General features: G+C 40.5%; 15 protein-coding genes. 13 read left to right on the forward strand and 2 right to left on the reverse strand.

From position 1 onward, the window contains the following. Entirely contained in the window at positions 1-810 is an 810-nt protein-coding gene (locus ACIY14_RS01115) for an MBL fold metallo-hydrolase (RefSeq protein ID WP_409001238.1), read from the forward strand. Positions 811-895: 85 nt separating this feature from the next. After that, entirely contained in the window at positions 896-1,669 is a 774-nt protein-coding gene (locus ACIY14_RS01120; RefSeq protein ID WP_409001239.1) for a potassium channel family protein, read from the forward strand. A gap of 36 nt (positions 1,670-1,705) precedes the next feature. On the opposite strand, the gene ACIY14_RS01125 is transcribed toward ACIY14_RS01120, so the two are convergent. Then, positions 1,706-2,053: a thioredoxin gene (locus ACIY14_RS01125; protein ID WP_409001240.1), complete on the reverse strand. Its 348-nt coding sequence runs from the start codon at positions 2,051-2,053 to the stop codon at positions 1,706-1,708. Positions 2,054-2,163: 110 nt separating this feature from the next. Further along, complete coding sequence (locus ACIY14_RS01130) at positions 2,164-3,882, reverse strand: phospho-sugar mutase (protein ID WP_409001241.1); 1,719 nt, start codon at positions 3,880-3,882, stop codon at positions 2,164-2,166. A 231-nt stretch (positions 3,883-4,113) separates the two neighbouring features. Between ACIY14_RS01130 and ACIY14_RS01135 the strand changes: the two genes are divergently transcribed. The 11 genes from ACIY14_RS01135 (at position 4,114) to serB (ending at position 20,995) form a co-directional block, all read left to right on the forward strand. Continuing rightward, positions 4,114-6,015 carry an ABC-F family ATP-binding cassette domain-containing protein gene (locus tag ACIY14_RS01135; RefSeq protein ID WP_409001242.1) on the forward strand — a complete coding sequence of 634 codons (1,902 nt, stop codon included), beginning with the start codon at positions 4,114-4,116 and terminating at the stop codon, positions 6,013-6,015. Between the two features lie 2 nt (positions 6,016-6,017). Continuing rightward, positions 6,018-6,881, forward strand: coding sequence for a MutR family transcriptional regulator (locus ACIY14_RS01140; RefSeq protein WP_409001286.1), 864 nt, complete (start codon positions 6,018-6,020; stop codon positions 6,879-6,881). 80 nt (positions 6,882-6,961) lie between these two features. After that, positions 6,962-8,140 (forward strand): MFS transporter, encoded by a 1,179-nt coding sequence (locus ACIY14_RS01145; protein WP_409001243.1) that lies wholly within the window; start codon positions 6,962-6,964, stop codon positions 8,138-8,140. 89 nt (positions 8,141-8,229) lie between these two features. Beyond that, positions 8,230-10,188, forward strand: coding sequence for an NAD-dependent DNA ligase LigA (ligA, locus tag ACIY14_RS01150; protein WP_409001244.1), 1,959 nt, complete (start codon positions 8,230-8,232; stop codon positions 10,186-10,188). A 161-nt stretch (positions 10,189-10,349) separates the two neighbouring features. Continuing rightward, on the forward strand, positions 10,350-12,635 hold the full coding sequence (gene pulA, locus ACIY14_RS01155; RefSeq protein ID WP_409001245.1) for a type I pullulanase: 2,286 nt from the start codon (positions 10,350-10,352) through the stop codon (positions 12,633-12,635). 196 nt (positions 12,636-12,831) lie between these two features. Next, on the forward strand, positions 12,832-14,256 hold the full coding sequence (locus ACIY14_RS01160; RefSeq protein ID WP_409001246.1) for an NADP-dependent glyceraldehyde-3-phosphate dehydrogenase: 1,425 nt from the start codon (positions 12,832-12,834) through the stop codon (positions 14,254-14,256). A gap of 272 nt (positions 14,257-14,528) precedes the next feature. Next, entirely contained in the window at positions 14,529-16,424 is a 1,896-nt protein-coding gene (gene glgB / locus ACIY14_RS01165) for a 1,4-alpha-glucan branching protein GlgB (protein WP_409001247.1), read from the forward strand. A 158-nt stretch (positions 16,425-16,582) separates the two neighbouring features. Beyond that, positions 16,583-17,725 (forward strand): glucose-1-phosphate adenylyltransferase, encoded by a 1,143-nt coding sequence (locus ACIY14_RS01170; protein ID WP_409001248.1) that lies wholly within the window; start codon positions 16,583-16,585, stop codon positions 17,723-17,725. Beyond that, complete coding sequence (gene glgD, locus ACIY14_RS01175; RefSeq protein ID WP_409001249.1) at positions 17,715-18,854, forward strand: glucose-1-phosphate adenylyltransferase subunit GlgD; 1,140 nt, start codon at positions 17,715-17,717, stop codon at positions 18,852-18,854. The genes ACIY14_RS01170 and glgD overlap by 11 nt, the downstream gene beginning before the upstream one ends. After that, on the forward strand, positions 18,851-20,284 hold the full coding sequence (gene glgA / locus ACIY14_RS01180; protein WP_409001250.1) for a glycogen synthase GlgA: 1,434 nt from the start codon (positions 18,851-18,853) through the stop codon (positions 20,282-20,284). The genes glgD and glgA overlap by 4 nt, the downstream gene beginning before the upstream one ends. 66 nt (positions 20,285-20,350) lie before the next feature. Further along, entirely contained in the window at positions 20,351-20,995 is a 645-nt protein-coding gene (gene serB / locus ACIY14_RS01185; RefSeq protein ID WP_409001251.1) for a phosphoserine phosphatase SerB, read from the forward strand. The last annotated feature ends 8 nt before the right edge of the window (positions 20,996-21,003 follow it).

A 21,003-nucleotide genomic window follows, 5' to 3' on the forward strand; every position in this document is an offset into this window, starting at 1 on the left:
ATGAGTGAAAAAGGCTTTAAATACAGTATTTTAGCATCAGGTTCCAGTGGAAATTCCTTTTATCTGGAAACTCCAAAAAAGAAAATCTTAGTGGATGCAGGCTTGTCTGGTAAGAAAATCACCAGTCTTTTGAGCGAAATCAATCGTAAGCCAGAAGATTTGGATGCTATTTTGATTACGCATGAACATTCAGATCATATTCATGGAGTTGGTGTATTGGCTCGCAAATATGGTATGGACCTTTACGCCAATGAAAAGACTTGGCAGGCTATGGAAAATAGCAAGTACCTCGGTAAAGTGGATTCATCACAGAAGCATATTTTTGAAATGGGTAAAACCAAAACCTTTGGCGATATCGACATTGAGAGCTTTGGGGTCAGCCACGATGCGGCAGCACCACAGTTTTATCGCTTTATGAAAGATGACAAAAGTTTTGTTATGCTGACCGATACAGGTTACGTCAGTGACCGTATGGCAGGAATTGTCGAGAATGCGGACGGTTATCTCATCGAGTCCAACCACGATGTGGAAATTTTGCGAGCAGGATCTTACGCTTGGCGTCTCAAACAGCGAATCCTATCGGATCTTGGTCACCTCTCTAACGAGGATGGCGCTGAGGCCATGATTCGTGCAATGGGAAATCGAACCAAGAAAATCTACCTCGGGCATTTGTCCAAAGAGAACAATATCAAGGAGCTGGCTCATATGACTATGGTCAACCAGCTAGCACAAGCTGATCTGGGAGTAGGATTAGACTTTAAAGTTTACGACACTTCCCCAGATACTGCAACACCATTGACAGATATATAAAAAAGAAGGCGAGTGCCTTCTTTTCTTATGTATTTATCAGAGATTTAGTGTGGTATAATGATTAAAAATATATAGGAGTAATATTGTGAAGAAAAAATGGTTATTTAGAGATTACTATGATACAACGATTATCATTCTGGCACTGATATCGGTTGTTCTGGTCTTGCTTGGATTTGCGGAAATGATTGATTTGGACAATCCTCCCTACAGCATCATTGATTTAGTGATTTGGTTTGTTTTTGTGGTAGATTATGGTTGGCGCTTCTTTTCAAGTCAAGGAAAATGGCGATTTATCTTTGAAAATATATTTGACTTGTTAGCTATCCTTCCTTTAAATGCTATTTTTACAGTATTTCGATTAGGGCGTGTCTTCCGCTTAGCAAGACTGACAAAATTACTGAAACTCACTCGTCTTTTAAGAATCGTTGGCTTGACTGGCAAGTTGGAAAAGAAGGTTAGCAAACTCTTACGAACAAATGGCTTACTTTATATTTTCTATCTCAATTCCTTTATTGTACTGGTAGGGAGTTCAATTTTATCAGTTGTTGAAGAAAAATCTTTCTCAGATAGTCTTTGGTGGGCGCTTGTAACGGTAACGACTGTTGGTTACGGAGATATTGTTCCTACTTCCATTTTTGGGAAGTGGTTAGCAGTGTTACTGATGCTTATCGGTATTGGAACAATAGGGATGTTAACAAGTGCCTTGACGAATTTTTTTGTAAAGGATAATCAAGATAATCAGATACAATTTGAAAAACTACAAGATGAATTATCCAGTCAGAGACTACTACTAGAGAAACAATCTGAGAAGATAGAAGAACTGCATGGAATGATACAAAACTTGCTTGAAAAAAAGTAATTTAGACCATACAAAAACCACTCGTCGAGTGGTTTTTTACAATCCTGCAAATTCTTTGATTTCTTCTGCTGACATGGAAGAGTCGCAACGGACCTTGATCTGGCCATCTGAAATGTGAACAAATCCTGGTACGGTTGGGATTCCATAACGTGAACGGAAATCTTGCAAATCATTGAGTTGGCTTGGTTCTTCACTGTTGATGAAGTAGATGTGGGCTTTGGTTTCAGCTACGACACCTGCCAATGTACCTGCAAATTTACGGCAGTAAGGGCAAGTTTTGCGACCAATAAAGAAGGTTGCAGTTTCTTTATTATCAAGTGCTTCTTGAGCACGGGCAACAGTTGTGACTTCAAGATCTTTAATATTTTCTAAAAATTGTTCCATGAGTTTACCTCGCTTTCATTGATATGTCTAGTATGCCACAAAGTTCCTAAAATTGCTTAGATTTGATACGAAAAAAAGATGAGACTAGTTTATCTCATCTTTATAGAGTGTTATTTCACAAACGCATTGATTTCCGCTTCGATGTTAGCAATCTTAGCTTGTGAATCTTCGTTGTTTTCACCCACAACGGCAATGTAGAACTTGATTTTTGGTTCTGTACCTGAAGGGCGAACTGCAATCCATGAACCGTCAGCAAGTGTATATTTCAACACATCACTTGGAGGAGTAGTCAAAGTTGTCACAGTACCATCTGTAGCAGTAGCAGTTTGTGCTTTGAAGTCTTCTACAACAGTGATAGCTGTTGCGTTCCATTCTTTCGGAGCATTGTTACGGAATTTAGCCATGATTGCTTTGATTTGTTCTGCACCATCGACACCAGAAAGGGTAACAGAGATGGTTTTTTCAGCGTAGTAGCCGTATTCTTTGTAGATTTCTTCGATACCATCAGCAAGTGTCAAACCACGTGAACGGTAGTAGGCGGCAAGTTCAGCCACGACTAGAACGGCTTGGATGGCGTCTTTATCACGTACGAATGGTTTAATCAAGTAACCGAAGCTTTCTTCAAATCCCATCATGTAAGTGTGATTGTGTTTTTCTTCAAATTCTTGGATTTTCTCTGCGATGAATTTGAAACCAGTCAAAACATTGAACATGGTTGCGCCGTAGCTTTCAGCAATCTTCGTTACCAAGTCAGTTGATACGATGGATTTGCAGAGAGCAGCATTTTCAGGAAGAGTTCCAGCACTCTTATGAGCTTCCAAGATGTATTTAGCCATGATAGCACCGATTTGGTTACCTGAAAGGTTGAGGTAGCTCCCATCTTTTTGAAGCACTTCAACACCAACACGGTCAGCGTCTGGGTCAGTCGCCACAAGAACATCAGCACCAACTTGACGGCCGAGTTCTTCAGCAAGTGCAAAGGCTGCTTGGTTTTCTGGGTTTGGAGATTTAACAGTTGAGAAATCTGGATCTGGAGTTGCTTGAGCTTCAACGACTTGAACTGAGTCAAATCCTGCTTGAGCAAGAGCACGACGGGCCAACATTTCACCAGTACCATGAAGTGGTGTGTAGACAATCTTCATGTCTTTACCGAATTCTTCAATTAAAGCTGGGTTGATGTTTACATCTTTAACTTCTTTGAGGTATTCTGCATCAACAGCTTCCCCGATAACTTCAATCAAGCCAGAAGCTTTTTCAGCTTCCACATCAGCAACTTCAACTGTAAATGGGTTTTTGATTGCACGAATGTAAGTCGTCAAAGCATCTGCATCGTGAGGAGGCATTTGCCCACCGTCTTCACCGTAAACCTTGTAACCGTTAAATGGAGCAGGGTTATGGCTGGCAGTAATCATGATACCTGCGAAACAGTTGAGGTGACGAACTGCAAATGAGAGTTCTGGAGTTGGACGAAGGCTTTCAAATACGTAAGATTTGATACCGTGTTTAGCAAGAACTGCAGCAGATTCAAAGGCAAACTCAGGTGAGAAGTGACGGCTATCATAGGCAATCGCAACACCACGTTCTTTTTCATTTCCACCTTTGGACTCAATCAAACGAGCCAAACCTTCAGTTGCTTGACGAACAACATAGATGTTGATGCGGTTTGTACCTGCACCGATCAAGCCACGCATACCTGCAGTACCAAATTCAAGATTGGTGTAGAAAGCATCTTCTTTTGTTTTTTCGTCCATGTTTTCTAAATCTTGACGAAGATAGTCGGGAAGGTCGGCAAAATCAACCCATTTTTGATAATTTTCTTGGTAAGTCATAGAGTATCTCCTTTTTTCATAAATTCCTTTAATCGCTTTCATTATATCACGATTTGATATTTTAGTAAAACGTTAGCATAACTTAAAATGTAGGAAATTTACTTTTATTTCATTGTAGAAGAATAGCCCAATACGCTTTCTAATGAAAAAGAAGATGAATAGTTCGGGTTTATGACTCAAACTTTTTTCATTGCAATTGTGCAAAAGAGAAAAAGATAGTAAAATAGATGTATGATTATTTTACAAGCCAATAAAATTGAACGATCTTTTGCTGGAGAGGTTCTCTTTGAACATATCAACCTGCAAGTGGATGAACAAGACAGAATTGCCCTCGTTGGAAAAAATGGAGCGGGTAAGTCTACTCTTTTAAAGATTTTGGTTGGGGAAGAGGAGCCAACTAGTGGAGAAATCAACAAGAAAAAAGATATTTCTCTGTCTTACCTAGCCCAAGATAGCCGTTTTGAGTCTGAAAATACCATTTATGATGAAATGCTTCACGTCTTTGATGACTTGCGTCGGACAGAGACACAACTGCGTCAGATGGAGTTGGAGATGGGTGAAAAATCTGGTGAAGATTTGGATAAATTGATGGCAGATTATGATCGTTTATCAGAGAATTTTCGACAGGCTGGTGGCTTTACCTACGAAGCTGATATTCGAGCGATTTTGAATGGCTTCAAGTTTGATGAGACTATGTGGCAGATGAAAATTGACGAGCTTTCTGGTGGTCAAAATACTCGTCTAGCACTTGCCCAAATGCTCCTTGAAAAGCCCAATCTCTTAATATTGGACGAGCCAACCAACCACTTGGATATCGAAACCATTGCCTGGCTAGAGAATTACTTGGTGAACTATAGCGGCGCCCTCATTATTGTCAGTCACGACCGTTACTTTTTGGATAAGGTTGCGACGGTTACACTCGATTTGACTAAGCATTCCTTAGATCGTTATGTGGGCAATTACTCTCGCTTTGTTGAGTTAAAGGAGCGAAAGCTAGCTACTGAGGCAAAAAACTATGAAAAGCAACAGAAGGAAATCGCGGCTCTAGAAGACTTTGTCAATCGCAATCTAGTCCGAGCCTCAACGACCAAACGTGCTCAATCTCGCCGTAAACAACTAGAAAAAATGGAGCGTTTGGACAAGCCTGAAGCTGGCAAGAAATCAGCCAACATGACCTTCCAGTCGGAAAAAACATCAGGCAATGTTGTCCTGACTGTTGAAAATGCAGCTATTGGCTATGATGGGGAAATACTGTCAGAACCTATCAACCTAGACCTTCGTAAGATGAATGCTGTTGCGATTGTCGGACCAAATGGTATTGGCAAATCAACCTTTATCAAGTCTATTGTGGACCAGATCCCCTTTATCAAGGGAGAGAAGCGTTTTGGGGCCAATGTTGAGGTTGGTTACTATGATCAGACTCAAAGTAAGCTGACAGCAAGTAATACGGTTCTAGACGAACTTTGGAATGATTTTAAACTGACTCCAGAAGTTGAAATTCGCAACCGCCTTGGTGCCTTCCTCTTCTCTGGTGATGATGTTAAGAAATCAGTAGGCATGCTGTCTGGGGGCGAGAAAGCTCGTTTGCTTCTTGCAAAACTTTCAATGGAAAACAATAACTTCCTGATTCTTGACGAGCCGACCAACCACTTGGATATTGATAGCAGGGAAGTGTTGGAAAATGCCTTGATTGACTTTGACGGAACCTTGTTGTTTGTCAGCCACGACCGTTACTTTATCAATCGTGTAGCCACTCATGTTTTGGAATTATCTGAGAATGGTTCGACCCTCTATCTTGGAGATTATGACTACTATGTTGATAAGAAAGCAGAAGTAGAAATGATTCAAACTGAGGAAGCTTCAACTAGCAATCAAGCAAAAGAAGCAAGTCCAGCCAATGATTATCAAGCCCAGAAAGAAAGTCAAAAAGAAGCCCGTAAGCTCATGCGACAAATCGAGAGTTTGGAAGCTGAAATTGAAGAGTTAGAAACTCAAAGTCAAGCCATTTCTGAACAGATGCTGGAAACCAACGATGCCGAAAAGCTCATGGAATTGCAGACTGAACTGGACAAAATCAGCCATCGTCAGGAAGAAGCTATGCTTGAGTGGGAAGAATTATCGGAGCAGGTGTAGAGATGGAACATCTTGGAAAAGTATTTCGTGAATTTCGAACTAGTGGGAAGTACTCCTTAAAAGAGGCGGCAGGTGAATCATGTTCAACCTCTCAGTTATCTCGCTTCGAGCTTGGGGAGTCTGATCTAGCAGTTTCCCGTTTCTTTGAGATTTTGGATAATATTCATGTGACTGTTGAAAATTTTATGGACAAGGCTAGGGATTTTCAAAATCATGAACATGTTGCCTTGATGGCTAAGATTATTCCGCTTTACTACTCAAATGATATTGCAGGTTTTCAACAACTTCAAAAAGAACAACTACAGAAAGCCAAGAGTTCGACCAATCCCCTCTATTTTGAGCTGAATTGGATTCTGCTACAAGGCCTTATTTGCCAGAGAGATGCTAGTTACAGTATGGAACAGAGTGATTTGGATAAGGTGGCAGATTATCTCTTCAAAACGGAAGAATGGACCATGTATGAGTTGATTCTTTTTGGTAATCTCTATACTTTCTACAATGTGGACTATGTATCTCGGATTGGTAGAGAAGTCATGGAACGAGAAGAGTACTACAAAGAAATTGGTCGCCATCGAAAACTTGTTCTGATATTAGCTCTTAACTGTTACCAGCATTGTTTGGAGAACCGTTCCTTTACGGATGCGGACTATTTCGAAGGTTATGTAGAGAAGCTGATTGGAAATGGTATCAAGCTTTATGAGCGTAATATCTTCCATTATATCAAGGGATTTTCCCTCTACCAGAGAGGTCAGAAAGAAGAAGGTTGTAACCAGATGCAGGAAGCTATGCATATTTTTGAAGTGCTTGGACTTCCAGAGCAAGTGGCTTATTATCAGGAACATTATGAAAAATTTGTAAATCCTTAAATTTCCCAAATAAGGGAAAAATAAAGAGACTCCTTTCAGTTTTGATACAATAGTTTCAAAATTTGAGAGGAGCTTTTTATATGAATCGACATGCAATCCAGTTGATTAGTCGTGGGGCTATTAATAAGGTAGGGAATATGCTCTATGATTATGGAAATAGTGTTTGGTTAGCATCAATGGGGACGATAGGACAGACTGTTCTTGGAATTTATCAAATTTCTGAGTTGGTTACATCGATTCTGGTCAATCCCTTTGGCGGAGTGATTTCAGACCGCTTTTCGCGTCGCAAAATTTTGATGACGACAGACTTGATTTGCGGACTTCTCTGTTTAGCGATTTCTTTCATCAGAAATGATAGCTTGATGATTGCTGCCTTGATTTTTGCCAATATTGTTCAGGCAGTTGCCTTTGCATTTTCTCGTACAGCCAATAAAGCCATTATAACTGAGGTTGTAGAGAAAGACGAGATTGTGACCTATAATGCTCGCTTAGAGCTCGTTTTGCAGGTTGTAGGTGTTAGCTCCCCTGTACTTTCTTTCCTCGTTTTACAATTCGCCAGTCTCCATATGACGCTCGTTTTAGATGCCATTAGTTTTTTCATTGCATTTACCTTAGTAGCTTTACTTCCCAAAAAAGAGACTCAGGAACAAGTGAAAAGGACTTTCTGCTGGAAAAATATTTTTTCTGATATGAAAGAAGGACTTGACTATATCTGGCGCCAGCAAGAGATCTTTTTCCTTTTGTTAGTGGCTTCCAGTGTTAATTTCTTTTTTGCAGCTTTTGAATTTCTCCTCCCCTTTTCAAATCGTCTTTATGGGGTAGAAGGGGCCTATGCGAGTATTTTGACTATGGGCGCTATTGGTTCGATTATCGGAGCTCTTCTAGCTAGTAAAATAAAGGCAAGTGTTTATAATCTTTTGATTCTATTGGCTTTGACTGGAGTTGGAGTTTCTATGATGGGATTACCACTGCCAACTTTTCTTTCCTTTTCTGGAAATTTAGTTTGTGAACTGTTTATGACGATTTTTAATATTCACTTTTTTACTCAGGTGCAAACCAAGGTTGAGGGGGAATACTTGGGCAGGGTATTGAGTACTATTTTTACCTTAGCCATTCTCTTTATGCCGGTTGCAAAAGGCTTTATGACGGTGCTTCCAAGTGTTCAACTCTCTTCATTCCTGATCATTGGAAGTGGTGTTGTCACCCTATCTTGTCTATCCTTCATTTATGTACGAAGTCATTTTGAAAAAGAGTTATAATTTCTCTTTTTTAGAAAATATTTCACTATTAACTATTTTTCAGCCCTTCTCTATTGTGAGGAGGGCTTGATTTATGGTAGAATAGTTTTATGAATGAAAGAATGAATGAGTTAGTTACCTTGCTCAATCGCTATGCAACCGAGTACTATACAAGTGATAATCCCTCGGTGTCAGATAGCGAGTATGATCGCCTCTACCGAGAGTTGGTCGAATTGGAAGCTGCCTATCCAGATCAAGTTTTAGCGGACAGTCCGACCCATCGTGTTGGTGGTAAGGTTTTAGACGGTTTTGAAAAATACAGTCATCAGTATCCTCTTTATAGTTTGCAGGATGCTTTTTCACGTGAAGAGTTAGAAGCTTTTGATGCGCGTGTTCTAAAGGAATTGCCCCAACCGACCTATATCTGTGAATTGAAAATCGATGGTTTGTCTATATCGCTTACGTATGAAAAGGGGATTTTGGTTGTTGGTGCCACACGTGGGGATGGTTCTGTTGGTGAAAATATCACCGAAAATCTCAAGCGCGTCAAGGACATTCCTTTGATTTTGCCAGAAGAACTTGATATCACTGTTCGTGGAGAGTGTTACATGCCACGCGCTTCGTTTGACCAGGTCAACCAAGCTCGCCAAGAAAATGGGGAGCCTGAATTTGCCAATCCTCGTAATGCAGCGGCTGGAACTTTGCGTCAGCTGGATACGGCAGTAGTGGCCAAGCGTAATCTTGCAACGTTTCTCTATCAAGAAGCAAGTCCTTCTACTCGTGATAGCCAAGAAAAAGTCTTGAAGCATCTTGAACAGCTTGGCTTTGTAGTTAATCCTAAACGAATATTGGCTGAAAGCATAGATGAGATATGGAATTTTATCCAAGAAGTAGGACAAGAACGGGATAATTTACCTTATGACATTGATGGGGTGGTGATCAAGGTCAATGATCTAGCAGGTCAAGAAGAGCTCGGTTTTACCGTTAAAGCACCCAAGTGGGCAGTCGCCTATAAATTTCCCGCTGAAGAAAAAGAAGCCCAGCTCCTTTCAGTTGACTGGACGGTAGGCCGTACGGGTGTTGTGACTCCGACTGCAAATCTAACACCTGTTCAGCTTGCTGGGACCACTGTTAGCCGTGCAACACTGCACAATGTAGATTATATTGCTGAAAAAGATATCCGCAAAGATGATACGGTTATCGTTTATAAGGCTGGAGACATTATTCCTGCTGTTTTGCGTGTGGTAGAGTCTAAGCGTGTTTCTGAAGAAAAACTAGATATTCCGACTAATTGTCCAAGTTGTGACAGTCACTTGCTTCATTTTGAAGATGAAGTGGCTCTTCGTTGTATCAATCCACGATGCCCTGCCCAAATCATGGAAGGTTTGATTCACTTTGCCTCTCGAGATGCCATGAATATTACAGGACTTGGTCCATCTATCGTTGAAAAGCTTTTTGCTGCTAATCTAGTTAAGGATGTGGCGGATATTTACCGTTTGAAAGAAGACGATTTCCTCCTTTTAGAAGGCGTCAAGGAAAAGTCTGCTTCTAAACTGTATCAGGCCATTCAAGCATCCAAGGAAAACTCTGCTGAAAAGCTTTTATTCGGTTTGGGAATTCGCCATGTCGGAAGCAAAGCAAGTCAGCTCTTGCTCCAACACTTTCACTCTATTGAAAATCTAGCCCAAGCAGACCCAGAGGAAGTAGCAAGTATCGAGAGCTTGGGTAGTGTGATTGCTCAAAACCTTCAGACTTATTTTGCTACAGAAGGATCGAAGATTCTCTTAGACGAGTTGAAAGAAGCTGGAGTAAATCTGGACTACAAAGGACAGACAGTAGTAGAAGATGCAGCCTTGTCAGGTTTGACCGTTGTATTAACTGGAAAATTGGAACGGCTCACACGCTCAGAAGCCAAAAGTAAACTCGAAAGTCTGGGTGCCAAAGTTACAGGCAGTGTATCTAAGAAAACGAATCTTGTCGTAGCAGGAGCAGATGCAGGAAGCAAGCTCCAAAAAGCGGAAGAACTTGGTATCGAGGTTCGAGATGAAGCCTGGCTAGAAAGTTTGTGAAGAATAGTCGAAAACTAGATGTTAGATAGTCTGGAACTATCTCTCCTGATGTGTTTTTATATCTATTAATGTAATGCTATTCTATATTGTGCTGAATTTCCCGCTAAATTCTTCAGCATGACTTAAAAAATTAAAATTGAAATTAGGAATTAGGAAAAGAAATGTATAGATACCCAGTAGTCATCCATTTTCACCGAAAAAATGGGGATTATGATGCTTGTTCATTCAGTAGAAAACAGGCAGATTTTAAAGAAAATTTGTATTATGAAAATGACTATTTTGGAGCAAAATTCTCCTTTACAGTTACAAGTGCAGAAAGGCTCGATACTCTGACCTTTTCTGTTGAAATAGATGGAAAAGCAAAAGACTATCTCCTACGGTTTAACCATTATCCACTGTTGACCGAGGTTTGGATTTTGGATGGTGATGAGACAGTCTATTATTCTGAAAATCCAGCCATTGCAAGTCCTTACTATAAAGATCAAAACCCGTTTGCTTTTGATAAAGCCTTGCACAGTGAAAGTTTTGATCATCATTGGGGATACCAAGGAGAGTTAGGTTACAGTATCTCAGACTACCAGACAAGCTTTAAACTCTGGGCTCCAACCGCTACAGCTGTCCAAGTGGTCGTTTATGAAAATACAAGCAACGACGCGCCGGTTTGGAAAACCTTTAATCTTGAGCGTGGGAATAGCTATTCATACAGCCATAAGTACAATACCATTGGTGTTTGGAGTGTAGGCCTGGATGAAAATCTTACCGGTAAAGCTTATCAGTATCAGATTGAGTTTCCTCACCACCAGACTTTGACACGAGATCCTTACACCATCGCTACAAGCCCTGACGGGAAACGTTCCGTCATTCTCTCTCAGCAAGATAGACAGGTAGAAGGATTCAAAGTTAAACATGGGACAGATGCTCCTTGGCGTTTGGAAAATCCATGTAAAGCAGTTATCTGTGAGATGCACATTCGTGATTTTACAAAATCACCGACATCTGGAGTTCCAGAAAACCTTCGAGGGACCTTCCTTGGGGCTGCCCAGACAGGAACGACTAACCAATTTGGCCAAGAAACCGCCTTTGACTATATCAAAGCGCTCGGCTGTAATTATGTTCAGCTTCAACCAATCTTTGATCGCCATAAGGAATATGATAAGGACGGAAATGTAACATATAACTGGGGGTATGACCCTCAAAACTACAATGCTCCAGAAACGAGTTTCTCTAGCAATCCAGATGATCCTGGACAAGTTATTCGAGATCTCAAAACCATGATTCAGGCTTATCATGATGCAGGAATCGGTGTCATTATGGATGTCGTTTACAACCATACCTTCTCAACGGTTGATGCTCCTTTTCAAACAACTGTTCCTGATTATTACTATCGTATGAATCCAGATGGAACCTTCCAAAACGGCACAGGTGTTGGAAATGAAACCGCAAGCGAACACGAAATGTACCGCAAGTATATGATTGACTCACTTCTTTATTGGGTGAAAGAATACAATATTGACGGTTTTCGTTTCGACTTGATGGGAATTCACGATGTTAAAACCATGCAGGCAATTCGTTGGGCACTTGATGAAGTTGACCCGCGTATTCTCACTTATGGAGAAGGTTGGGATATGGGGACAGGTCTTGCACCTTATGACAAGGCCAAGAAGGACAATGCCTATCAGATGCCAAATATTGGCTTTTTCAACGATGATCAGCGAGATGCCATCAAAGGAGGAGAAGTTTATGGCTCAATCAAGGCAGGATTTGTTAGTGGTGCTGCTACAGAACCGATTGTAGCCAAAGCTATTCTTGGTAGTCGAGAGTTGGGCTCATATCTTAGCCCAAACCAAGTCCTTAACTATGTGGAAGCCCATGATAATTACAACTTGCATGATTTGTTGGTGACCCTTCATCCAGATCACAGTTTAGATAAGATTATGCGCCAATTTGAGACAGCAACAGCGATGAGCATCCTCATGCAAGGGATGTCCTTTATAGAGTTGGGGCAAGAATTTGGCCGCACTAAACTCCTTGCTACTGGAGAAAATGGCGAGCTGACTGCGGCAGATAGAGAACGGGCTATGAATAGTTACAATGCTCCAGATAGTGTCAACCAAGTCAACTGGGATTTAATCAATGAGAGACAAGAGAGCATTGAATTTATCCGTCAGATTATTCGCCTAAAAACACAGACCAGTGCCTTCTCTTATCCTACATACGAAGAAGTCTATCGCCATGTCTTCGTCCATACAGCTGCTGAAAATAGTGGGTGGATTGTTTACGAAATTCACGGTGGACCAGAGCACTTATTGGTAGTCTTTAATGCGAAGGGAACTTCCTTCTACTTTGAGAATGCAGGAAATCTTGAAATGCTTGTGTCTAATAGTCGTTCTAAAGAATCAAATGTGATTGATGATACCAGTGTCGTGGTCTTAAAGGTACTCTCGTAAATTAATATTCTAAAAAGGTTTAGATTAACTAGGCCTTTTTTGATTTTTATTGAAAAACCAATATCTAATAGGAATAAAATTCAAATAATTTGAAGAGTCAAGTTTGTGAAAAAATATCAATATTTGCACAAGAAGGGTTGTAATTTTCTGAAAATTTGATAAAATAAGTTTTAATCATTTTCAGGAGGAAGAGAATTTGACAAATTATCAGAATTTAGTGAATGGAAAATGGAAATTATCAGAGAACGAGATTACGATCTATTCTCCTATCAATCAAGAAAAACTAGGCACAGTACCAGCTATGAGTCAGGCTGAAGTAGATGAGGCTATGAAAGCTGCGCGTGCAGCTCTCCCTGCGTGGCGTGATTTAGCACCCGTTGAGCGTGCAGCCTATTTACATAAGACAGCAGATATTTTGGAACGTGATAAAGAAAAAATTGGTACAATTCTTGCCAAAGAGATTGCAAAAGGGATTAAAGCAGCCATTGGAGAAGTAGTACGTACAGCAGATGTGATCCGTTTTGCTGCTGAGGAAGGTCTCCGTATTACTGGACAAGCAATGGAAGGTGGCGGTTTTGAAGCTACAAGTAAAAACAAACTAGCCGTTGTCCGTCGTGAGCCAGTTGGAGTTGTCTTAGCTATCGCGCCATTTAACTACCCAGTCAACCTTTCTGGATCCAAGATTGCTCCGGCTTTGATTGCAGGGAATGTCGTTATGTTTAAGCCACCAACACAAGGATCTATTTCTGGTCTCTTGCTAGCTAAAGCATTTGACGAAGCCGGAATTCCAGCAGGCGTCTTTAACACCATCACTGGACGTGGTTCTGAGATCGGAGACTACATCATCGAACACAAGGAAGTGAACTTCATTAACTTTACAGGTTCAACACCGATTGGGGAGCGTATCGGTCGTTTAGCTGGTATGCGTCCAGTTATGCTGGAGCTTGGCGGGAAAGATGCAGCAATCGTTTTAGAAGATGCAGATTTGGAAAATGCAGCCAATCAAATCGTAGGTGGTGCATTTAGCTACTCTGGTCAGCGCTGTACCGCTATCAAACGTGTCTTAGTTGTAGAAAGCGTAGCAGACAAGTTAGCCGAATTGCTCCAGGCTAAAGTCGCTAAGCTAACAGTCGGTGATCCATTTGACAATGCTGATATCACACCTGTTATTGACAATGCTTCAGCCGACTTCATCTGGGGATTGATTGAAGATGCTCAGGAAAAAGGCGCTAGGGCTCTTACACCAATCAAGCGTGAAGGCAATCTTCTATGGCCAGTGCTTTTTGACCAAGTTACAAAAGATATGAAAGTAGCATGGGAAGAGCCGTTTGGCCCTGTTCTACCAATTATCCGTGTCGCAGATGCGAATGAAGCAGTAGCAATTGCCAATGAATCTGAGTTTGGTCTTCAATCCTCTGTCTTTACAAATAACTTTAAGAAGGCATTTGAAATCGCTGAGAAACTTGAAGTGGGAACCGTTCATATTAATAATAAAACACAACGCGGACCAGATAATTTCCCATTCCTTGGTGTAAAAGGTTCTGGAGCAGGAGTGCAAGGAATTAAATATAGTATCGAAGCGATGACAAATGTTAAATCCATTGTATTTGATGTGAAATAATCTATAAAATCAGGAAATCGATTTCCTGATTTTATTTTTTTCAAAAAAATACAGTTTAAAATTGTTAAAAAACGAATATTCTGGTATTATAATAAAAAAATATATGGAAATTGTTTCGTATTCTATTTTCGGGATATCTTTTTTAAAATGATCGGTAATTTTTTGAAGACTTTCATAAAAAAATATGATTTTCTTCGTAAATTACTTGAAAGTTATCTTAAAAGAGTGTATAATAGAATTATAGAAAACGCTTACAAAAGAGAGGGGATCGAATGAATAATCAAGAAGCATTAAGAACCTTTACTACAGGTGAAAACTTTCACCTCCAGCATTATTTAGGAGCACATAGAGAGGAGAAAAACGGAGAAATTGGCTATACTTTTAGGGTTTGGGCACCAAATGCACAAGCAGTTCATCTAGTTGGGGATTTTACTAATTGGGTCGAGAATCAAATTCCTATGGTTCGTAATGAAGCAGGTGTTTGGGAAGTCTTTACTAGTCAGCCTCAGGAAGGTCAGATTTATAAATATCATATCACGCGTGCAAATGGTCACCAGATTATGAAGATTGATCCGTTGGCAGTTTATTTTGAAGCTAGACCGGGTACAGGAGCAGTTCTGACCAATATCCGTGAAAAGAAATGGAAAGATGGTCTTTGGCTAGCACGTCGCAAACGTTTGGGATTTTTCGAGAGACCAGTTAATATATACGAGGCCCATGCAGGATCTTGGAAGAGAAATCCAGACGGTAGTCCCTATACTTTTTCGCAACTGAAAGACGAGTTGATTCCATACTTAGTTGAGATGAACTATACACATATTGAGTTCATGCCATTAATGGCTCACCCACTTGGCTTGAGCTGGGGCTATCAGCTTATGGGTTACTTTGCTTTTGAACATTCCTATGGCAGACCTGAGGAATTCCAAGATTTCGTTGAAGAGTGTCATATAAATAATATCGGTGTTATCGTAGACTGGGTGCCAGGCCATTTCACTATTAATGATGATGCATTAGCATATTATGACGGCACACCAACTTTTGAATACCAAGATCACAACAAGGCTCACAACTATGGATGGGGTGCGCTGAATTTTGACCTCGGGAAAAATGAGGTCCAGTCTTTCTTGATTTCAAGTATTAAATTTTGGATTGATTTTTACCACTTAGATGGTATTCGGGTCGATGCAGTGAGCAATATGCTTTACCTAGATTATGATAATGCTCCTTGGACTCCAAACAAAGACGGTGGAAACCTTAACTATGAAGGTTATTATTTCCTTCAACGTTTAAACACAGTGATTAAGTTAGCTCATCCAGATATCATGATGATTGCAGAAGAAAGTTCATCAGCAACAAAGATTACTGGCATGAAAGAAATGGGTGGTCTTGGCTTTGACTATAAATGGAATATGGGCTGGATGAACGATATTCTCCGTTTCTACGAGGAAGATCCAATTTATCGCAAGTATGATTTTAATCTTGTGACCTTCAGCTTTATGTATGTTTTCAATGAAAACTATCTCTTACCTTTCTCACATGATGAAGTGGTTCATGGCAAGAAGAGTATGATGCATAAGATGTGGGGAGATCGCTATAACCAATTTGCCGGTTTGCGCAATCTTTACACCTATCAAATTTGCCACCCAGGTAAGAAATTGCTCTTTATGGGCAGTGAGTACGGGCAATTCTTAGAATGGAAGTCTGAGGAACAGTTGGAATGGTCTAATCTAGAAGATCCGATGAATGCGAAGATGAAGCATTTCACTTCTCAACTAAATCAATTCTATAAAGAGCATCATTGTCTTTGGGAAATTGATACTAGTTATGATGGTATTGAGATTATCGATGCTGATAATAGAGATCAGAGTGTTCTTTCCTTTATTCGTAAGGGCAAGAAGGACGAAATGTTAGTCTGTGTCTTTAATATGGCACCGGTTGAACGTAAAGACTTTACGATTGGTTTACCTGTTGCAGGTATTTACGAAGAAGTTTGGAATACAGAATTAGAAGAATGGGGAGGTGTGTGGAAAGAGCACAATCAAACAGTTCAGACTCAAGAAGGCTTATGGAAAGATTACGAGCATACTTTGACCTTTACCTTGCCTGCTATGGGAGCAAGCATCTGGAAGATCAAACGTCGTTTGAAACCAGCTAAGAAAAAAGAATAAGAGGCTGTTGATTACAATTTTTTAGATTTTAAAAACGGATGTACTTGTATTGGACTTGAAACACAAGAGAAATGGATTTCCTATTATTTTTATAAAAAGTTTGACTTCCGACCTTCTTTCGATTTTAACGTTCACATGTCTATAAAAAGGAGTAGAAAATGAAGAATGAAATGCTAGCTTTGATCCTTGCGGGTGGGCAAGGAACACGTCTCGGAAAACTCACTCAAAGCATTGCCAAACCGGCAGTGCAATTCGGTGGGCGCTACCGTATCATTGACTTTGCTCTTTCCAACTGTGCAAACTCTGGAATCTATAATGTTGGTGTGATTACGCAATACCAACCTCTCGCTTTGAACAACCATATCGGAAATGGTTCTAGCTGGGGATTGGATGGTATCAATTCAGGTGTCTCTATTTTACAACCTTATTCAGCCAGCGAAGGAAACCGTTGGTTTGAAGGGACTAGTCACGCTATCTACCAAAACATTGACTACATCGACAGTGTTAATCCTGAGTACGTTTTGATTCTTTCTGGTGACCACATCTATAAGATGGACTACGATGATATGCTTCAGTCTCATAAGGATAACAATGCCAGTTTGACAGTAGCTGTCCTAGACGTACCTCTCAAAGAAGCTAGCCGTTTTGGTATCATGAATACAGATGCCAATAACCGTATCGTTGAATTCGAAGAAAAACCTGCTCAACCTAAGTCTACAAAGGCTTCTATGGGGATTTATATTTTTGACTGGAAACGGCTTCGCAATATGCTTGTCGCTGCTGAAAAGAGCAATGTGGATATGTCAGACTTTGGTAAGAACGTTATCCCTAACTATCTCGAGTCTGGTGAAAGTGTCTATGCTTATGAATTTAATGGTTACTGGAAAGACGTTGGTACGATTGAGTCACTTTGGGAAGCCAATATGGAATACATTGATCCAAACAACGCTTTGGATAGTCGTGATCGTCAGTGGAAAATCTACTCACGGAACTTGATTTCACCACCAAACTTTATTGGAGAACACGCTCATGTAGAAGATTCTTTAGTTGTGGATGGCTGTCTCGTGGATGGAACTGTTAAGCATTCCATTCTCTCAACAGAGGCGCAAGTACGTGAGGGGGCTGAAGTAGTAGACTCTGTAATCATGAGTGGTGCCATTATCGGAAAAGGTGTAAAAATTAAACGTGCCATCATTGGTGAAGGTGCCATTATTGCAGACGGCGTAGAGATTGACGGAACTGACGAAGTACAAGTAGTAGGATACAATGAAGTAGTGGGGGTAGCAACAGATGAAGATTGATAAATATTCAGCCATTTTAGGAAACACAGTTGGTTTTCATGATATGTCAACGTTAACAGAACACCGTCCGGTAGCTAGCTTACCTTTCGGTGGGAAATACCGTTTGATTGACTTCCCCCTTTCCAGTCTTGCAAATGCAGGTGTTCGTAGTATCTTTGGTATTTTCCAACAAGATAATATCAGCTCAGTATTCGACCATATCCGTTCAGGTCGTGAATGGGGCTTATCCACCCTTCTAAGTCACTACTATCTAGGAATTTACAATACTCGTGTTGAAAGCAGTACAGTTGGAAAAGAGTATTACCAACAACTTCTTACCTACTTGAGACGTTCAGGTTCAAACCAAACTGTTTCGATTAACTGCGATGTGCTGGTGAATATTGACTTGAATCAAGTCTTCCACCTACACAATACAACGAAAGGTCCGATCACAGTTGTATATAAGAAACTTCCGAAGAAAGATATTTCTGATGTGAATGCTATCTTGGAAATTGATGAAACAGACCATGTTCGTTCGCACAAACTCTTTGATAACAAATCTACGGATGAACTCTTCAATATGTCTACAGATATCTTTGTTGTGGATACTCCTTGGTTGATTGAACGACTTGAAGAGGAGGCTCAGAAAGAATATCCTGAAAAGCTGCGCTATGTTCTTCGAGATTTAGCTGCAAAAGAAGGAGCTTTTGCTTACGAATACACAGGCTACCTAGCGAACATTCATTCTGTTCAGTCCTATTATCAAGCAAACATCGATATGCTTGAATCTAAAAAGTTCTATTCTCTCTTCTCACCAAATCAAAAGATTTATACAAAAGTTAAGAATGAAGAACCAACCTACTATGCGAATACTTCAAAAGTAAGTACTTCTCAGTTTGCTTCTGGTAGCATCATTGAGGGTGAAGTCGTTCAGTCAGTCCTATCTCGTAACATTTATGTTCATAAAGATAGTGTGGTGAAAGACAGCGTTCTATTTCCTCGAGTTGTGATTGGTCAAGGTGCCCAAGTTGAATATGCCATCCTAGACAAAGGAGTTGAAGTTGCGGACGGTGTTGTTATTAGAGGAACAGCAGAACAGCCAGTTGTAGTTAAGAAGGGTGAAACAGTAACAGAGGACATTTATTCATGAAAATTTTATTTGTAGCGGCAGAAGGAGCCCCCTTTTCAAAAACAGGTGGTTTGGGTGATGTCATTGGCGCACTTCCTAAATCACTTGTAAAAGCGGGGCACGAAGTTGCAGTTTTCTTGCCTTACTATGATATGGTAGAAGCTAAGTTTGGTGACCAGATAGAGGATGTTCTCCACTTTGAAGTGAGTGTAGGATGGCGTAGACAGTACTGTGGTATTAAGAAAACGGTCTTGAATGGGGTTACCTTCTACTTCATTGATAATCAATATTATTTCTTCCGTGGTCATGTGTATGGTGATTTTGACGACGGTGAACGCTTCGCCTTTTTCCAACTGGCTGCTCTTGAAGCCATGGAACGCATTGACTTTATCCCTGACCTTCTCCATGTTCATGATTACCACACAGCCATGATTCCCTTCTTGTTAAAAGAAAAGTACCATTGGATTCAGGCATATCAAGGAATCAGAACAGTTTTAACCATTCATAATTTAGAATTTCAAGGTCAATTTTCTGAAGGAATGTTGTGGGATTTGTTCGGTGTTGGATTTGAACGCTATGCTGATGGGACCCTTCGCTGGAATGATTGTCTTAACTGGATGAAAGCAGGGATTCTCTACGCAGATCGTGTCACAACCGTTTCCCCTAGCTATGCACATGAGATTATGACCAGTCAGTTCGGTTGCGGTTTGGACCAGATTCTTCGCATGGAGTCAGGTAAGGTTTCAGGTATTGTCAATGGTATTGACGCAGATCTTTATAATCCTCAAACAGATCCGCTTTTAGACTATCATTTTGATAAGGAAGATTTGTCTGGAAAAGCGCAAAACAAAGCAAAATTACAAGAGAGAGTTGGTCTACCTGTGCGAGCAGATGTGCCACTAGTTGGGATTGTCTCTCGATTGACGCGCCAAAAAGGTTTTGATGTTGTTGTAGAAAGCTTGCATCGTTTCTTACAGGAGGACGTTCAAATAGTCCTTTTAGGAACAGGTGACCCGGCTTTTGAACATTCCTTCTCTTGGTTTGCTCAAGTCTATCCTGACAAGCTATCAGCAAATATCACTTTTGACGTCAAACTTGCTCAAGAAATCTACGCAGCTTGTGATCTCTTCCTCATGCCGAGTCGTTTTGAACCATGTGGCTTGTCTCAAATGATGGCGATGCGCTACGGAACTCTACCATTGGTTCATGAGGTTGGCGGACTAAGAGATACAGTTCAATCCTTCAATCCAATCGAAGGAACTGGTACTGGATTTAGCTTTGATAATTTAACACCATACTGGCTTAGCTGGAGTTTCCAAACAGCCTTGGATGTTTATAAGTACCAGCCGGACGTTTGGAGAAATTTACAAAAACAAGCTATGGAATGCGATTTCTCATGGGATACAGCCTGCAAATCTTACCTAGACTTGTACCATAGTCTAGTCAACTAATAGATAAAATCGTATGATTCTTTCATACGATTTTTGGGCTGTTTAGAAAAGAGGAGAGGAGAAGAGATGACTCAAGTAATGGGGCTCTGTGTTATGGATGTTGACGGCACCTTGATAGCAGAGGAAGTGATTGATCTTCTAGGAAGAGAAGCTGGTTGCGAAGCCGAAATTTCGCAGATTACAAGCCAGGCAATGCGAGGTGAACTGGATTTTGAAACAAGTTTAAGAGCAAGAGTGGCTTTGTTAAAAGGTCTTCCGATTTCGGTCTTTGATACTGTCTTCAAATCCATTCACCTGTCCAAGAATGCTCAAGAATTTATCTCCATTCTCCAAAAGAAAGGCATTCTAGTCGGTCTAGTGTCTGGTGGATTTACACCAATAGTTAAGAGATTAGCAAAATCCCTTGGTATTTCCTATTTCTCTGCCAACCAGTTGGAAGTCAAAGACGGTTCTTTAACAGGGCAACTAGTTGGTGAAATTGTGACAGGTAAAGTAAAAAATGCTACTCTTGAGAAATGGAGAAAGGAATTAGAACTACCCAAAGAAAGAACGATTGCTATCGGTGATGGTGCCAATGACCTCTTGATGTTAAAGACAGCAGGCCACGGTATAGCCTTTTGTGCCAAAGAGGTCGTAAAAGCAGAGATAGCTTGTCATGTAGATACGAGGGATTTTTTGGAAGTTCTTCCTTTGATTGATTTCTTAGAATGAGAGGGAAC

The sequence above is a fragment of the Streptococcus sp. ST16 genome, assembly GCF_046098135.1.
Classification (GTDB): Bacteria; Bacillota; Bacilli; order Lactobacillales; family Streptococcaceae; genus Streptococcus.

Coding starts and splice junctions, on each gene's coding strand:
- ACIY14_RS01115 (WP_409001238.1), top strand. CDS start 1: ATGAGTGAAAAAGGCTTTAAATACAGTATTTTAGCATCAGGTTCCAGT.
- ACIY14_RS01125 (WP_409001240.1), bottom strand. CDS start 2,053: ATGGAACAATTTTTAGAAAATATTAAAGATCTTGAAGTCACAACTGTT.
- ACIY14_RS01130 (WP_409001241.1), bottom strand. CDS start 3,882: ATGACTTACCAAGAAAATTATCAAAAATGGGTTGATTTTGCCGACCTT.
- ACIY14_RS01135 (WP_409001242.1), top strand. CDS start 4,114: ATGATTATTTTACAAGCCAATAAAATTGAACGATCTTTTGCTGGAGAG.
- ACIY14_RS01140 (WP_409001286.1), top strand. CDS start 6,018: ATGGAACATCTTGGAAAAGTATTTCGTGAATTTCGAACTAGTGGGAAG.
- ACIY14_RS01145 (WP_409001243.1), top strand. CDS start 6,962: ATGAATCGACATGCAATCCAGTTGATTAGTCGTGGGGCTATTAATAAG.
- ligA (WP_409001244.1), top strand. CDS start 8,230: ATGAATGAAAGAATGAATGAGTTAGTTACCTTGCTCAATCGCTATGCA.
- pulA (WP_409001245.1), top strand. CDS start 10,350: ATGTATAGATACCCAGTAGTCATCCATTTTCACCGAAAAAATGGGGAT.
- glgB (WP_409001247.1), top strand. CDS start 14,529: ATGAATAATCAAGAAGCATTAAGAACCTTTACTACAGGTGAAAACTTT.
- ACIY14_RS01170 (WP_409001248.1), top strand. CDS start 16,583: ATGAAGAATGAAATGCTAGCTTTGATCCTTGCGGGTGGGCAAGGAACA.
- glgD (WP_409001249.1), top strand. CDS start 17,715: ATGAAGATTGATAAATATTCAGCCATTTTAGGAAACACAGTTGGTTTT.
- glgA (WP_409001250.1), top strand. CDS start 18,851: ATGAAAATTTTATTTGTAGCGGCAGAAGGAGCCCCCTTTTCAAAAACA.
- serB (WP_409001251.1), top strand. CDS start 20,351: ATGACTCAAGTAATGGGGCTCTGTGTTATGGATGTTGACGGCACCTTG.